Annotated in this window: 11 protein-coding genes; 7 read left to right on the top strand and 4 right to left on the bottom strand. The window is 67.7% G+C overall.

Translation table 11 applies throughout. The features are described 5' to 3' along the window. Both RJ1_RS42900 and RJ1_RS42905 read right to left on the bottom strand, forming a co-directional pair. Entirely contained in the window at nucleotides 1-669 is a 669-nt protein-coding gene (locus RJ1_RS42900; protein WP_073370392.1) for a DUF3239 domain-containing protein, read from the bottom strand. 38 nt (nucleotides 670-707) lie between these two features. Then, nucleotides 708-2,387 (bottom strand): DNA repair helicase XPB, encoded by a 1,680-nt coding sequence (locus RJ1_RS42905; protein WP_073370395.1) that lies wholly within the window; start codon nucleotides 2,385-2,387, stop codon nucleotides 708-710. A gap of 174 nt (nucleotides 2,388-2,561) precedes the next feature. On the opposite strand from RJ1_RS42905, the gene RJ1_RS42910 reads away from it, so the two are divergent. The 7 genes from RJ1_RS42910 (at nucleotide 2,562) to RJ1_RS42940 (ending at nucleotide 12,665) form a co-directional block, all read left to right on the top strand. Beyond that, a complete protein-coding gene (locus tag RJ1_RS42910; RefSeq protein ID WP_073370412.1) occupies nucleotides 2,562-3,311 on the top strand; it encodes an LppU/SCO3897 family protein in 750 nt (249 codons plus the stop codon). A 148-nt stretch (nucleotides 3,312-3,459) separates the two neighbouring features. Then, nucleotides 3,460-4,668: an ROK family transcriptional regulator gene (locus RJ1_RS42915; RefSeq protein ID WP_073370397.1), complete on the top strand. Its 1,209-nt coding sequence runs from the start codon at nucleotides 3,460-3,462 to the stop codon at nucleotides 4,666-4,668. Between the two features lie 293 nt (nucleotides 4,669-4,961). Continuing rightward, complete coding sequence (locus tag RJ1_RS42920) at nucleotides 4,962-6,029, top strand: PhnD/SsuA/transferrin family substrate-binding protein (protein ID WP_073370400.1); 1,068 nt, start codon at nucleotides 4,962-4,964, stop codon at nucleotides 6,027-6,029. Further along, nucleotides 6,026-6,883, top strand: a complete 858-nt coding sequence (locus RJ1_RS42925) for an ABC transporter permease (RefSeq protein WP_073370402.1) — start codon at nucleotides 6,026-6,028, stop codon at nucleotides 6,881-6,883. Before RJ1_RS42920 ends, RJ1_RS42925 begins: the two co-directional genes overlap by 4 nt. Next, nucleotides 6,859-7,593 carry an ABC transporter ATP-binding protein gene (locus RJ1_RS42930; RefSeq protein WP_073370405.1) on the top strand — a complete coding sequence of 245 codons (735 nt, stop codon included), beginning with the start codon at nucleotides 6,859-6,861 and terminating at the stop codon, nucleotides 7,591-7,593. The genes RJ1_RS42925 and RJ1_RS42930 overlap by 25 nt, the downstream gene beginning before the upstream one ends. A gap of 12 nt (nucleotides 7,594-7,605) precedes the next feature. Further along, nucleotides 7,606-8,967, top strand: coding sequence for an LLM class flavin-dependent oxidoreductase (locus RJ1_RS42935; protein WP_073370407.1), 1,362 nt, complete (start codon nucleotides 7,606-7,608; stop codon nucleotides 8,965-8,967). After that, nucleotides 8,964-12,665, top strand: a complete 3,702-nt coding sequence (locus RJ1_RS42940; RefSeq protein WP_073370410.1) for an ABC transporter ATP-binding protein — start codon at nucleotides 8,964-8,966, stop codon at nucleotides 12,663-12,665. The genes RJ1_RS42935 and RJ1_RS42940 overlap by 4 nt, the downstream gene beginning before the upstream one ends. 42 nt (nucleotides 12,666-12,707) lie before the next feature. Here RJ1_RS42940 and RJ1_RS42945 read toward each other — a convergent pair whose 3' ends face one another. Then, nucleotides 12,708-13,691, bottom strand: a complete 984-nt coding sequence (locus RJ1_RS42945; RefSeq protein ID WP_240319778.1) for an alpha/beta hydrolase — start codon at nucleotides 13,689-13,691, stop codon at nucleotides 12,708-12,710. A 148-nt stretch (nucleotides 13,692-13,839) separates the two neighbouring features. Then, nucleotides 13,840-14,126: WYL domain-containing protein (locus RJ1_RS42950; protein ID WP_143169600.1), on the bottom strand; the 287-nt coding region annotated here is incomplete at its 5' end.

A 14,126-nucleotide genomic window follows, 5' to 3' on the forward strand; every position in this document is an offset into this window, starting at 1 on the left:
TCAGCGCAGGCTCTCCGGAAGGTCGTGCTCGGACACCGCGACCCGCTGATCGGGGCTGGTCCGGATCTGCTCGGACTCGGCGATCCGGCTCTGCAGGAAATCCCACTCGACCTGGTCGATGGCGTCCTCCGCGCGGGAGCGGACGGTCGCGTCGCGGGTACCCCATGCGATCGGCATCGGACTGACCATCTCCCACGTGGCGGCGTCGCTGTGGGTGCTGCGGTCGTTGAGCAGGGCGACGGACGGCACCCTGTCGCCGACGTTCTGCTTCTGACCCGTCCGGATCGGGACGTTGCGGGTGACGAGCGCATACGACGCCCGGCCCGTGCCCGGCTTCGCGACGTCGATCAGCGACAGCAGCGTGATCGCGCGGGGGTGGACCTCGGAGACCACGGCCGGCACCAGGGGGCTCTTCGCGTACAGCTCGTCGAGGCTGCCGACCTTCTTCGGCACCCAGAACGCCACCCACACGGACGTGAGCGCGGCGATGGCCACGACGACGCCGAGGATGATCGACCAGGGGTGGGCGAGCAGGATCAGACCGACCGCGGCCGCCGCGAACAGCAGCGCCACCACGATCGCCGACACCTGCAGGCGTCGCATGTCGGCGAACGTCTGGTTGACAGACTTCGCATAGGCCCGGTCGACGGTGAACTCGAAATGTCGCACGGGCCCAGCTTAGAGGGCCGGGCCGGGTGGCCGGGCGGTCACCCGATGGCCGGGCCCAGCAGATCGTCGGCGTCGGTGATCCGGTACGCGTACCCCTGCTCGGCGAGGAAGCGCTGCCGGTGGGCGGCGTACTCGGCGTCGAGGGTGTCGCGCGCCACCACCGAGTAGAAGTGGGCCTGGCCACCGTCGTGCTTGGGTCGCAGCAGACGGCCGAGGCGCTGCGCCTCCTCCTGGCGGGAACCGAACGTCCCCGAAACCTGAACGGCGACAGATGCTTCCGGCAGGTCGATCGAGAAGTTCGCGACCTTGCTGACCACCAATGTCTGGATCTCGCCCGCCCGGAAGCGGTCGAACAGTTCTTCCCGATCCTTGTTCTTGGTGGAGCCCTTGATGACCGGGGCGTTCAACGCCTCACCCAGCTCGTCGAGCTGATCGAGGTACGCGCCGATGACCAACGTCGGTGCATCGGTGTGCCGCTCCAGGATCGACTTCACCACCGCGATCTTGGTGTGCGCGGTGGAACACAGCTTGTAGCGCTCATCCGGTTCGGCGACGGCGTAGGACATGCGTTCGGCGTCCGTCAGCGTCACCCGCACCTCGACGCAGTCGGCGGGGGCGATCCACCCCTGTGCCTCGATGTCCTTCCACGGTGCGTCGTACCGCTTGGGCCCGATCAGGGAGAACACGTCGCCCTCGCGGCCGTCCTCGCGCACCAGGGTGGCGGTGAGGCCGAGGCGTCGACGGGACTGCAGGTCGGCAGTCATGCGGAAGACGGGGGCGGGCAGCAGGTGCACCTCGTCGTAGATCACCAGACCCCAGTCGCGGGAGTCGAACAGCTCGAGATGCTTGTACTCGCCCTTGGTCCGCCGGGTGATCACCTGGTACGTGGCGATCGTGACCGGACGGATCTCCTTGCGCTCGCCGGAGTACTCGCCGATCTCCTCCTCGGTGAGCGACGTGCGCGCGATCAGCTCACGCTTCCACTGCCGGCCCGCGACGGTGTTGGTCACCAGGATCAACGTCGTGGCCTTCGCCCTGGCCATCGCCGCTGCCCCGACCATCGTCTTACCCGCGCCACAGGGCAGGACGACGACGCCGGAACCGCCCGCCCAGAACGAGTCGGCGGCCATCTCCTGATAGTCGCGCAGGTGCCACTGGCCGTCCGCCGACCCGGGAGAAGTGCCCTCGAAATCCAGATCGATGGCGTGCGCCTCGCCGTCGACGTATCCGGCGAGATCCTCCGCCGGCCAGCCCACCTTCAGCAGCAACTGCTTGAGCCTGCCCCGCTCGCTCGGGTGGACCACCACCGTGTCGTCGTCGACGCGGGCACCGAGCATCGGGGCGATCTTCTTGTGCCGGGTCACCTCGGTGAGGACCGCGCGGTCGAGGCTGACCAGCGTCAGACCGTGCGCGGGATTCTTCACCAGCTGCAGTCGCCCGTACCGGGCCATCGTGTCGACGATGTCGACCAGCAACGGCTGCGGCACCGCGTACCGCGAGTAGTTGACCAGCGCATCGACCACCTGCTCCGCATCGTGTCCGGCGGCACGCGCATTCCACAGCGCCAGCGGGGTGATGCGGTACGTGTGGACGTGCTCGGGCGCGCGCTCCAGTTCCGCGAACGGCGCGATCGCCTGACGGGCGTCGTTCGCGCGTTCGTGATCGACCTCCAACAGCAGGGTCTTGTCGGATTGGACGATCAACGGTCCGTCGGTCACGGAAGCCTCCTCGAAAATGCGGTGCCGGATGTAGCCAGCCTGTCCATTGTCCTGATATGAGCCACACCGCGCCACGTCGCCGCCTCCGACAGGGCCCGATACCTCCACATCCGGGGCGGTCGAGGCCTAAATTGAGGGACAGCCGGATGGATCGACCCAGAGATGAGGCTCGAGATGACCCAGCCCCCTGAAGACCCCCAGCGTCCCGATCCGAACGTCCCCGGCGAACCGCCGAACGACCCTCAGCAGCCGTATCCGCAGGGCCAGTACCCGCAGCAGCCGTACCAGCAGGGGCAGTACGCCCAGCAACCCGGACAGTACCCGCCGGGTCAGTACGGGCAGCAGGGCCAGTACGGCCAGCAGGGCCAGTACCCACCCGGCCAGTACCCACCGCAGCCGAAGAAATCGCGCAAAGGGCTGTTCATCGCCCTCGGCGTCGCAGTCCTGGTGATCATCGCCGCCATCGCGGCGTTCGGTGTGTTCGCCGTGAAGAGCTCCGACAAGAACGCCCTCGACGTCGGCGACTGCCTGTTCTTCGAGTCCGCGTCCACGACCGCTTCCGACACGTCTCACGAGAAGCGCGACTGCTCCGACAGCGAAGCCACGTACGAGGTGGCGCAGAAGAACGACGGCGACGTCCAATGCGCGGAGGACTACTTCTCCTACACGCTGGTGAGCGAGGACGAGGACGTGCAGACCACGCTCTGCCTCGTCCCGAACATGATCGAGAACTCGTGCTACTTGCTCGAGGACGACGGCCGGATCCTGCCCTCCGACTGCGCCGAGGCGCAGACCGTCAAGGTCCTCAGGCGCGCGGACGGGCAGAACGACGAAACCCTCTGCAACGAATTCGACACCGCATTCCCCATCGCCTTCTCCGAACCCGAACGCACCTACTGCATCGAGGTCAACCTCGGTGGCTAGCCGCCCCGTGAGTACTTATTAACCGCGGGCGGTTAATAAGTACTCACAGGGAGTTAAATTCACGGGAATCGAGTCCGTTGAACCGCACGTCCCCCTTCGTTAGCGTTCGAGATCCAGCGAAATCACTGCGCGCGGCGAAGGGGGAACGATGGCGCGAACCCAGCCCGACGCGCGGCGTGCCGGCCGTTCCGGCGCCAGTGCGGGCACGGTGCTGCGCACCGTTCTCGAGCGGGGGCCGATCGCGCGCAGCACGATCGCACGGGTCACCGGGCTCTCACCCGCGACTGTCACGACCGCCAGCGCGCAGCTCGTCGAGCGCGGCCTCCTGCGGGAACTGCCCGAGATCTCGGGTCCCACGGGGCTGGGGCGGCCACACGTGCCGGTGGACCTCGACGAGAGCCGGTACGTCGTCTACGGAATACATCTCGCGATGACCCACGTGACCACTGCACTGCTGGATCTGCGGGGGCGGGTGCTGGCGCGGTCCCGCGATCCGCACTTCGGGCTGGGACCGGCCGAGATCCTGCGGGACGCGGTGACGACCCTGGAGGGGTTGGCCGCCGAACACGGTGACGTGTCCGTCCCGATCGGCGTCGGTTTCGCGGCCGGCGGCTGGATCGACTCCGAATCGGGGGTGGTGCGTGACCATCCGATCCCGGGGTGGAACGGGTACCCGGTCCGCGCGGATCTCGAACATCGCACCGGTCTGGACGTGCGAATGGATTCGCACGCCCGCGCCCTCATCGATGCGGAGGTGCTGTTCGGGGAACCGAGGGCGAGGGAGAGCGTCGTGCAGCTCTTCGTCGGGAATGTCGTGGACGCCGCGTTCGCGACGGGGGGAGTGGTCCACCACGGCCCCCGCGCGGCGGCAGGCGCTGTGGCGCACGTGCCCGTCGAGCACAGTGTCGAGCAGTGCGCCTGCGGGCGCACCGGATGCGTGCAGGCCACCCTGTCGGATCGGGTGCTGGTGCGCAGGGCGATGCAGTCGGGCATCATCGAGCGGCCGATCTTCCGGGACCTCTTGGACGCCGGGCGGCGCCGGCAACCGGCCGCACTGGCACTGTTCGCGGAACGGGCACACGGGGTGGGGGTCGTCGCGGCGCGCCTGCTCGATCTGTTCAATCCGGAGGTCCTGATCGTCTGTGACCAGGGTGTGAGCCAGATTCCGGGGTCTCTCGACACGGTGCGGCGAGCCGTCGCGGACGCGTCGGCTACGTGCGACGATCCATCGAAGTCGGTGCTGTCCACCAGTTTTCCCGGTCGGGCCCTTCCAGTGTCCGCGGGTGCCGTGATCCTCGCGGAGCTCTACCGGACCCCTCTGGCCAGCTTCGTGCGGCCGCTGGCCGGCATTTCGTGACGCGTATCACAGCAATGGAGTTAATTCGGTACGAAGCAATGTTGACGGTGATTACGCTGGATCGCAAGGATATTGGTGTGAACACAACCGTGGCGGACAGCGTGCATACAGACTCGTGTCGCTCCGAGTCCTGTTGTCGCCGCACGCGCCCGGGTCGCATCTGACGCTCCCGGACCGGCATCGTCCGGCGTCGAAATTCCGTTCTGTTCTTCCCTTCTCGCTCCACTGCGTGGTACTCGACCGGTTGCGTCGGGTGTGCCCGACTGGAGACCCCATCCTTCGAAGGATCAATCATGTCCAGTTCACTCGTGTTCGCCGCCGGGTACGGGCGCCTCGTGCGCGCCGCGCTCGCCGGCGCCCTGGCGCTCGGGCTCGCGTCCTGCTCCTCCGGTTCCTCCGGCGGGCTCGCGCTCGATGATGCTGTGCCCGATCAGGTTCCGGACGGAACGTCGCTCAGCGTGTCGATCAAGACAACCCGACTGCAGCTGGAGGCGACCGGTCAGCTCGCCGATCTCCCGTTCACCGTGTCGGACTGGCCGGACGTCAGTGCCGGCCCTGACGTGATCCAGGCCTTCCGCGGCAACGCGGTCGATCTGGCCACCAACGCCGCGATCCCGCCGATCCAGGCGCACGCCACCGGTCTCGACGCCAAGATCGTCGCGGTCCGGGAGAAGGAACAGCCGCAGTACCTGCTGGCCACCGCCCCCGGCTCGGACATCGCGGAACTGCCGGACCTGCGGGGCAAGAAGATCGCGTTCTCGCCCGGCCAGGCCCAGGGTGTGGTGATCCTGCGGACCCTGAAGGCACTGGGCCTGACCAAGGACGACGTCCAGCTCGTCGAACTCCCCAGCCCTCAGTTCCTCACTGCGCTGCAATCGAATCAGGTGGACGTTGCACCGCTGTCGGAGCCGACGGTGACGAAGTACCTCACCCAGTACGGACCGGACGGGGCCAGGGCGTTGCCTACCGACGCGGTGGACGCGCTCACCGTGCTCTGGGCGCCCGTCGAGGTTCTCCAGGATCCAGCCAAGGCCGCGGCGATCAAGTCGTTCATTCCGTTCTGGGCCCGCGGGGAGGTCTGGGCGTGGGAGAACCAGGACGCCTGGATCCAGAAGTACTACGTGGAGAGCGAACAGGTGTCGGCCGAGGACGGAAAGCGCATCGTCGCCTCCGTCGGGCAGCGTCCGGTCTACCCGGCCAACTGGGATGCGGCCATCGAGTGGACGCAGGATACGGTCCAACTGCTCTCGGATGCAGGCTACTTCAGCGAATTCGACGCGAACGAGTTGTTCGACCGCCGATTCGAAACCGTCGCCGCTGATGCGGTTCCGGCGGAGTACCGAGGCGGTGTGCAGCGATGACCAGTACTCTCTCCGCGCCCGCACCGGCACGTACTGTCGCCCTCGATGTCGGCAGACTCGGCGCCGCCGATCGGCAGATCCGCCGACTCGGGCTGCGTAAGGCCTTCCCGTTCTCCCGGCTGGCGGGTGTCCTGCTCCTCCTCGCGGTGTGGGCGGCGGGCAGCCTGACCGGCGTCATCGACGCACGAAAACTGTCTGCGCCGTGGACCGTGGTCACGACGGCGATCGACCTGATCTCCACGGGAATCCTGCAGGAACATGTCCTCGCGTCGTTGAGCCGGGCCGCCATCGGTTTCGCGTTCGGCGTGGTGATCGGGACGGTCCTGGCCGTCGTCGCCGGTCTGACCCGTTCCGGTGACGCCCTGATCGACGGACCGATCCAGCTCAAACGCGCCATCCCGACGCTCGGCCTGATCCCGCTGCTGATCCTCTGGCTCGGCATCGGAGAGACGTTCAAGATCGTGATCATCGCGCTGGGTGTCGTCGTCCACATGTACATCCAGACCCACAACTCGCTGACGTCGATCGACAACCGCTACGTCGAACTCGCCGAGGTCCTCGGGCTGTCCCGGGCCACGTTCATCCGCAAGGTCGTGCTGCCCGGCGCGATGCCGGGATTCTTTCTGGGACTGCGCCTCTCGGTGACTGGCGCCTGGCTCACCCTCATCGTCGTCGAGGGAATCAACGCGGTGACCGGTTTGGGAAAAATGATGTACAACGCGCAGAACTACGGACAGTCCGACGTGATTCTCGTGGGACTCGCGGTCTACGGCATCTTCGGTCTCCTGTCCGACTCCGTCCTCCGCTACGTCGAAAGGCGGTCGCTGTCATGGCGCAAGACTCTCGCCGGATAGAACCCGCCGCCGTGCAGGTGCGGTCCCTCGTCCGCGGATTCGGCGACAAGACCGTCCTCGACCGCCTGGACCTCGACATTCCCGAAGGCCAGTTCGTCGCCCTGCTCGGCAGGAGTGGGTCCGGCAAGAGCACACTGCTCCGGGCGCTCGCCGGACTCGACTACGACGTCGAGGGTCGCGGTGGCACCCTCACCGTGCCCGCGGAGGTGTCGGTGGCGTTCCAGGACTCACGGCTGTTGCCGTGGCTGAGGGTGCTTGACAACGTGACGCTCGGACTGGGTCGCAGCGGCACCGGCAAGGGCGCGTCGGCTCTCGCGGAGGTGGGACTTACCGGTCGCGAGAAGGCGTGGCCCAGTGAACTGTCCGGCGGTGAGCAACAGCGGGTTGCCCTGGCGCGCGCACTGGTACGCGAGCCCGAACTGTTTCTGGCCGACGAACCGTTCGGCGCACTCGATGCGCTGACCCGTATCAAGATGCACGCCCTCCTCGAGGAGCTGATCCGTCGGCACCGCCCGACCGTCCTGCTCGTCACCCACGACGTCGACGAGGCGATCGCGCTCGCCGACCGGGTCCTCGTTCTCGACCGCGGGCAGATCGTCGTCGACGAGATCGTCGACATTCCGAAGCCGAGAGCGCTCGGCGACAGCAAGTTCCACGAGTTTCGCAACACGCTGCTCGGCGCCCTCGGCGTCGAGGTAGCGGCACAGTAAGGGAGTCACACCATGAGTTCGTCACCACAGCGCCGACTGCATCTCAACGCATTCCTGATGGCGATCGGACACCACGAGGCCGCCTGGCGCCTGCCCGAGAGCGATCCGAATGCCAACCTCGACATCAAGCACTACATCTCGTTGGCGCAGACCGCCGAACGCGGAAAGTTCGACTCGGTGTTCCTCGCCGACAGCCCGGTGCTGTTCAGCAATCCGGAACGCAGGCCGAGCGGCAAGCTGGAGCCGACCATCATCCTGACGGCGATCTCCGCGGCCACCGAGAAGATCGGCCTGATCGCGACGGCGTCGACCAGTTACAACGAGCCGTACAACCTGGCGCGGCGGTTCGCGTCCCTCGACTTCGTCAGCGGCGGCCGGGCCGGCTGGAACATCGTCACCACGGCCGGCGCCGATGCGGCGCAGAACTTCGGGCTCGACGACACCCCCGCGCACAAGAGCCGGTACGAGCGCGCCGCCGAGTTCGTCGAGGTCTCCACCAAGTTGTGGGACAGCTGGGAGGACGACGCCATCGTCGCGGACAAGGAGGTCGCGATCCATGCCGACTCCGCGAAAGTGCACGTCATCGAGCATGAGGGTCGGTTCTTCAAGGTGCGCGGACCACTCAATGTGCCGCGGTCGCCGCAGGGATACCCCCTGCTCGTGCAGGCCGGGTCGTCCGAGGACGGAAAGGATTTCGCCGCCCGGTACTCGGAGGCGATCTTCACCGCGCAGCCGACCCTGGACGAGGGGAAGGCGTTCTACGCGGATGTGAAGGACCGTGTCACGAAGCTGGGGCGGGACCCCGAGCAGGTGCTGATCCTGCCCGGCATCGTGCCGGTCATCGGGGACACCGAGGAGGAGGCTCGTGAACTCGAGGCCGAACTGGAGAGGTTGATCTCCCCGGAATACGCCCGCAAGCAGCTGGCGCAGCGGTTCAATCTCGAACCGGAGCAGCTCCCGCTCGACGAAGAACTCCCCGAGGACTTGCCGTCCGAGGACGACATCGAGGGTGCGAAGAGCCGGTACACGCTGATCGTGGACCTCGCCCGCCGCGAGAAGCTCACCGTCCGGCAGCTGATCGGGCGACTCGGCGGCGGTCGCGGGCACCGCACGTTCGCGGGCACCCCGGTCCAGGTGGCGGACACGATCGAATACTGGTTCAGGAACGGCGCCGCCGACGGTTTCAACATCATGCCCGCGGTGCTTCCGTCCGGGTTGGAGAAGTTCGTCGACTCCGTGGTCCCGATTCTGCAGGAACGCGGACTCTTCCGCACCGACTACACCGAGACGACGTTGCGCGGGCACTACGGTTTGCCGCGACCCGCCAATCAGTTTGCGGTCGAGAAGGATTCCACGCTGGTGTCTGCGCAGTGACGACGGGAGACTCAGGGGAGAACGTCGGCTGGCTGCGGTACCTGCTGGGATACTGTCTGCGCCAGCGCCGCAATGTCGTCCTCGCGTACGGGGCGGCGGCGGTGGCTGCCGCCGCCACCGCCACCATTCCGCTGGCCGTCCGGCACGTGATCGACAACGCCGCGGTCGACACGAATCATGCACTGGCGCCGTGGATCGCAGTGCTTGTCGCCCTCGCCACGATCCGTTTCGCCGCCGCGTACACGCGACGGTACCGCTCCGGACAGCTGTCCCTCGGGGTGCAGTACGACCTACGCGGCGACGCCTTCCGATCGCTGCTCCGGCTGGACGGCGTCAAGCAGGACGGACTGCAGACCGGGCAGGTGGTCAGCCGGTCCATCTCCGATATCACGCTGATCCAGATGCTTCTGCAGCTCCTGCCGCACATGGCGGGGAATCTGCTCATGTTCACGATGTCGCTGGCCGTGATGGCCGTGCTGTCGCCGATCCTCACCCTGGTCGCCCTCGCCGTTCTGCCCGCGCTGTGGTTCATCTCCATGCGCAGCCGCGTCGACCTGTTCCCCGCCAATTGGCATGCCCAGGAACAGGCAGCCGTCGTGGCCGGGGGAGTGGAAGCCGCCGTTACCGGTGTGCGCGTCGTCAAGGGATTCGGGCAGGAAGACCGTGAACTCGAGGACCTCGAGAAGCGCGCTGCGGAACTGTTCCGCTCCCGGCTGCGCGTCGCGCGGCTGACCAGCCGGTACAACCCCGCACTCCAGGCGGTCCCGATGCTCGGGCAGGCACTGGTTCTGGCCCTCGGAGGATGGCTGGCGCTGCACGGCGACCTGTCGCTCGGCACGTTCGTCGCCTTCACCACGTACCTGGCCGCCTTCGCCTCGCCGGTGCGTCAGCTCGCGACGCTGCTGACCGTGAGCCAGCAGGGCCGGGCCAGCGTGGAGCGCGTCCGCGAGGTGATCGACAACGCCCCCGCCGTGACGACCCCGGCGGACGCCGTCGACTTGCCCGACGGTCCCCTCGAGGTGGTGTTCGACGACGTCGCCTTCGGATACGCGCCGTCGAACCGGCTGCTCGACGGGCTGTCGCTGCGCATCGCGCCCGGGGAGACGGTGGCGGTGGTCGGTGCCGCCGGGTCAGGCAAATCGACTCTCGCCATGCTCGTGCCGCGGTTGTACGACGTCGACGCGGGTGCGGTCTCCGTCGGGGGGATCGACACCCGCCGGCTGTCGCTCGAATCGCTGCGGTCCGCGCTCGGCGTCGTCTTCGAAGACAGCTACCTGATGTCCGAAACCATCCGCGCGAACGTCTCGTACGGCCGGCCGGACGTCGACGAGACGCTGGTGCGTGAGGCGCTCCGAGTGGTGCAGGCAGAGGAATTCGTCGATGCGCTGCCGGACGGCCTCGACACCGTCGTGGGCGAGCAGGGTGTGACGTTGTCGGGTGGGCAGCGGCAGCGGATCGCCCTCGCCCGGGCGTTGGTGACCGATCCGCGGATCCTGGTACTCGACGACGCGACCAGCGAACGGACCACCCTGATCATTGCGCATCGGCGGTCGACGCTGGCGTTGGCCGACCGGATCGCCGTCCTGGCGGACGGCCACATCGTCGACGTGGGGACGAGCGCCGAACTCGACGAGCGGTGCCCGCTGTTTCGTGCGCTGCTGTCGAGTGCCGACGACGCCGCCGGTCCGGACACGTCGCCGGAACTGCCCGACGTCGACGGCGTCACCGCCGAACTGTGGCGTCGGACGGGCGGCGACGAGGAGTCCGCGGTGCTCGACGCCCGGGCCGCCGCGGCCTTCGCGACCGCAGCCGCGGGTGCCAGTGGACCGTCGCGCGGAGGCGCGTCGGGCGGAATCCTGTCTTCGGCGCCGCCCAGCCCCGAGGTAATGGCCCGGCTCGACGACCTGCCCCCGCTCACCGGAGACCCCGACGTTGCCGCGGACGAGGCGCGGGCGGCCGACCCGGCGTTCGGGCTCGGCTCGCTGCTGCGGCCCCTCCTCCTGCCGCTGGTCGCAGGATTGGCGCTCGTCGGGCTGGACGCCGTCGCGCAGATCGCGGTGCCGGTCCTGGTTCGCACCGGGGTGGATCGGGGAGTGTTGCAGGGCGCCCGGGACCTGCTACTGCTCGCGGCGGCCGCGACCATCCTGGTGGTTCTGCTCGACTGGGCGGTCAACATCGCCCAGGCCCGGGTGACCGGGCGGACGGGCGAACGACTGCTGTATACGTTGCGCGTCAAGACGTTCGCGCAGCTGCAGCGGCTCGGTCTGCAGTACTACGAGCGAGAACTGGCCGGCCGGATCATGACCCGCATGACCACCGATGTCGACAGCCTGTCCAACTTCCTGCAGACGGGTCTGGCCACCGCGGTGGTCAGTGGGCTCACGATCTGCGGGGTTCTCGTGGCACTCCTGGTGATCGATGCGGAACTCGCGTGCGTGCTGGTTCTCGTAGTGCCCGTCCTCGTCGTGGCCACCGTCGTGTTCCGCCGAAAGTCGGTGCCCGCCTATGCGGAAGCCCGTGATCGCGTCGGGATCGTCAACGCCTACCTGCAGGAGAACGTGACGAACATCCGTGTCACGCAGGCATTTCGGCGTGAGGATTACAACGCTGCCCAGTTCTCTCGGCGGGCCTGGGATTTCCGGGAGTCGCGGCTCCGGGCCCAGCGGTACATGGCGCTGTACTTTCCGTTCGTCGAGTTCCTGTCGGTGGTGGCGACCGGACTGGTGCTCGCGGTCGGAACGGCGCGGATCCACGCCGGGAGCCTCACCGTCGGCACCTTGATAGCCTTCGTGCTCTACGTCGAACTGTTCTTCGCTCCCGTGCAACAGCTTTCGCAGGTCTTCGACGGCTATCAGCAGGCCGTGATAGGACTGGGGCGACTGCGCGGACTGATGAGGACGCCGACCACCACACCGCAGGCCGGTGAACCCGTCGTCCTCGACCGCATCCAGGGCGGCATCGCATTCGACGACGTCCACTTCGGGTACGAGTCGGGTAAGGGCGAGGCGTTGCGAGGGGTGACGCTTCGCGTCGAACCGGGCGAGACGGTCGCCCTCGTCGGGCAGACCGGCGCGGGAAAGTCGACGGTGCTCAAGCTGCTTGCCCGGTTCTACGACCCCACGAAGGGGGCGGTACGGGTGGACGGCATCGACACCCGGTCACTCGATCTCGCGTCGTTCCGGCAGCGACTCGGTGTGGTTCCGCAGGAGCCGCACCTGTTCGGTGCCACCGTCCGCGACGCCGTCGCCTACGGGCGTCCCCACGCGACGGATGCCGAGGTGGAGGCCGCCAGCAGGGCGGTCGGGGCCCACGAGATGGTGTCGGGACTGGCCCTCGGGTACCTGCAGCCGATCGGGGAGCACGGCCGCAACCTGTCCGCCGGACAACGCCAACTGCTGGCCCTCGCCCGGGCCGAACTGGTGGACCCCGACATTCTGCTGCTCGACGAGGCGACCGCTTCACTCGACCTGGCGACGGAGGACCGTGTCCGGCTCGCAACCGAGAACCTGTCCCGGCGGCGCACCACCGTCGTCGTGGCGCACCGGTTGAGCACGGCGGCGCGGGCCGACCGGGTGGTGGTCCTCGACGGCGGACGGGTAGCGGAAGTCGGAACGCACGACGAACTGCTCGACCGAGGCGGTGTCTATCGGGAACTCTGGGACGCCTATGCGCTTCCGGCGCCCGTGAGTACTTATTAACCGCGGGTGGTTAACAAGTACTCACAGGGCCGGAGGCCATGGTCAGGCGCCGATCGACGCCTTCATCATCGGGAGCATGGCCCACAGCTGGTCTTGCCAGTAACCCCAGCTGTGGGTTCCCGTCGCCGGAAAGTCGTAGTGCGCGGGTATACCGAGGGTGTCGAGTCGCACCTGGAAGGCACGGTTCTGGGCCAGCGCGATGGCCTCGAGGCCCATGCCGGTTCCGACATTGAAGACGTCGATGGCGGATTGCGGCTGATCGTGCGGGCCGGGGAGTCCGGCGCCCGCCGAGATCCACATCGGCAGCCCGCGCATGAGGGGCGCCGCGACGAACGGGTCGTTGCGCAGCCACGCCGGATCCCACGGCGGTCCCCACATGCAGTCGGCGTTGTAGCCGCCGGAGTCGAGCATCGCGATACGGATCGCCTCACGCATGCCCGGGGCCGACAGGTTCAGGTACCCGGACATCGACCCGGCGAACGTGAACTGGTCGCGGTGGTAGGCGGCGAGGATCAACGCCGCGTTGCCACCCATCGACAGTCCGGCGATGGCGTTGCTGGTGCGGCTGATGCCGTAATTGTTCGCCAGGAAGTCGGGCAGGTTCTGGGTGAGGAACGACTCCCACTTGTACGTGTACGGCTGACCGTTGGTGTTGCTGGGCGCGTACCAGTCCGTGTAGAAGCTGGACTGTCCGCCGACCGGTTCGACGACGGTGATCCCGTGATCGGACAGCCACGCGGCGTTGGTCTCGTGCTCCCATCCGCTGACGTCGTTGGTCGCGCGGAGGCCGTCGAGCAGATAGAGGGCCTTGTTGCTGCCGTTGTTCGCGAGCCACATGCGTACCTTGATCTGACCGACCCCGCCTGGCGCGTCGACCCAGTGTTCACGCAGACGGCTGTACGGGTCCGCGGATGCCGTGCCGCCGCCGACGAGGACGAATGCGAGCGGCAGGATCACCACGGCAACCATGAGCCGGACGACGCCTCGTAACCAGCCGTGTGACGGCTTCGTTTCTGTGACAATCACGGTTCTGCCTCCTGGTAAGTCGTCCCCGGCCAGGTACATACCAGCATCACGGTATTGCGCGCCCCGAAATTCCTGGGCGTTTGCGCGGAATCGTTATCTGAGCCGTGAGTACTTGTTAACCGTCCGCGGTTAACAAGTACTCACGGGCTCAGTCGACGCGGGCGACGGACGTGATGCGGTGAAGGGTGAACCGCCGGACCGCGCCGCTCGCCGGGTCGAACGCGTCGAGCTGGCCGCCGCCGACGCTCACGGGATCGACGATGCGGTGCGTCGCCACACCCTGCGCGTCGACGTAGCCGATGGTCACGCTGGTGCGTTCGCGCGCCGCCGCGTTGAGCAGGGCGATGGTCGCGGCGCTGCTGGCGCGCGACCCATCGGACCGGATGCTGCCGGAACCGCGGGCCGACGCGGCCAGATCGCCGGCCCGGAGGGTCC

The sequence above is a fragment of the Rhodococcus jostii NBRC 16295 genome, from assembly GCF_001894825.1.
Classification (GTDB): domain Bacteria; phylum Actinomycetota; class Actinomycetes; order Mycobacteriales; family Mycobacteriaceae; genus Rhodococcus_F; species Rhodococcus_F jostii.

Bases quoted from the DNA above. Each gene is read 5' to 3' on its own strand.
- RJ1_RS42930 (WP_073370405.1), top strand. From the start codon at position 6,859: ATGGCGCAAGACTCTCGCCGGATAGAACCCGCCGCCGTGCAGGTGCGG.
- RJ1_RS42915 (WP_073370397.1), top strand. From the start codon at position 3,460: ATGGCGCGAACCCAGCCCGACGCGCGGCGTGCCGGCCGTTCCGGCGCC.
- RJ1_RS42910 (WP_073370412.1), top strand. From the start codon at position 2,562: ATGACCCAGCCCCCTGAAGACCCCCAGCGTCCCGATCCGAACGTCCCC.
- RJ1_RS42920 (WP_073370400.1), top strand. From the start codon at position 4,962: ATGTCCAGTTCACTCGTGTTCGCCGCCGGGTACGGGCGCCTCGTGCGC.
- RJ1_RS42925 (WP_073370402.1), top strand. From the start codon at position 6,026: ATGACCAGTACTCTCTCCGCGCCCGCACCGGCACGTACTGTCGCCCTC.
- RJ1_RS42935 (WP_073370407.1), top strand. From the start codon at position 7,606: ATGAGTTCGTCACCACAGCGCCGACTGCATCTCAACGCATTCCTGATG.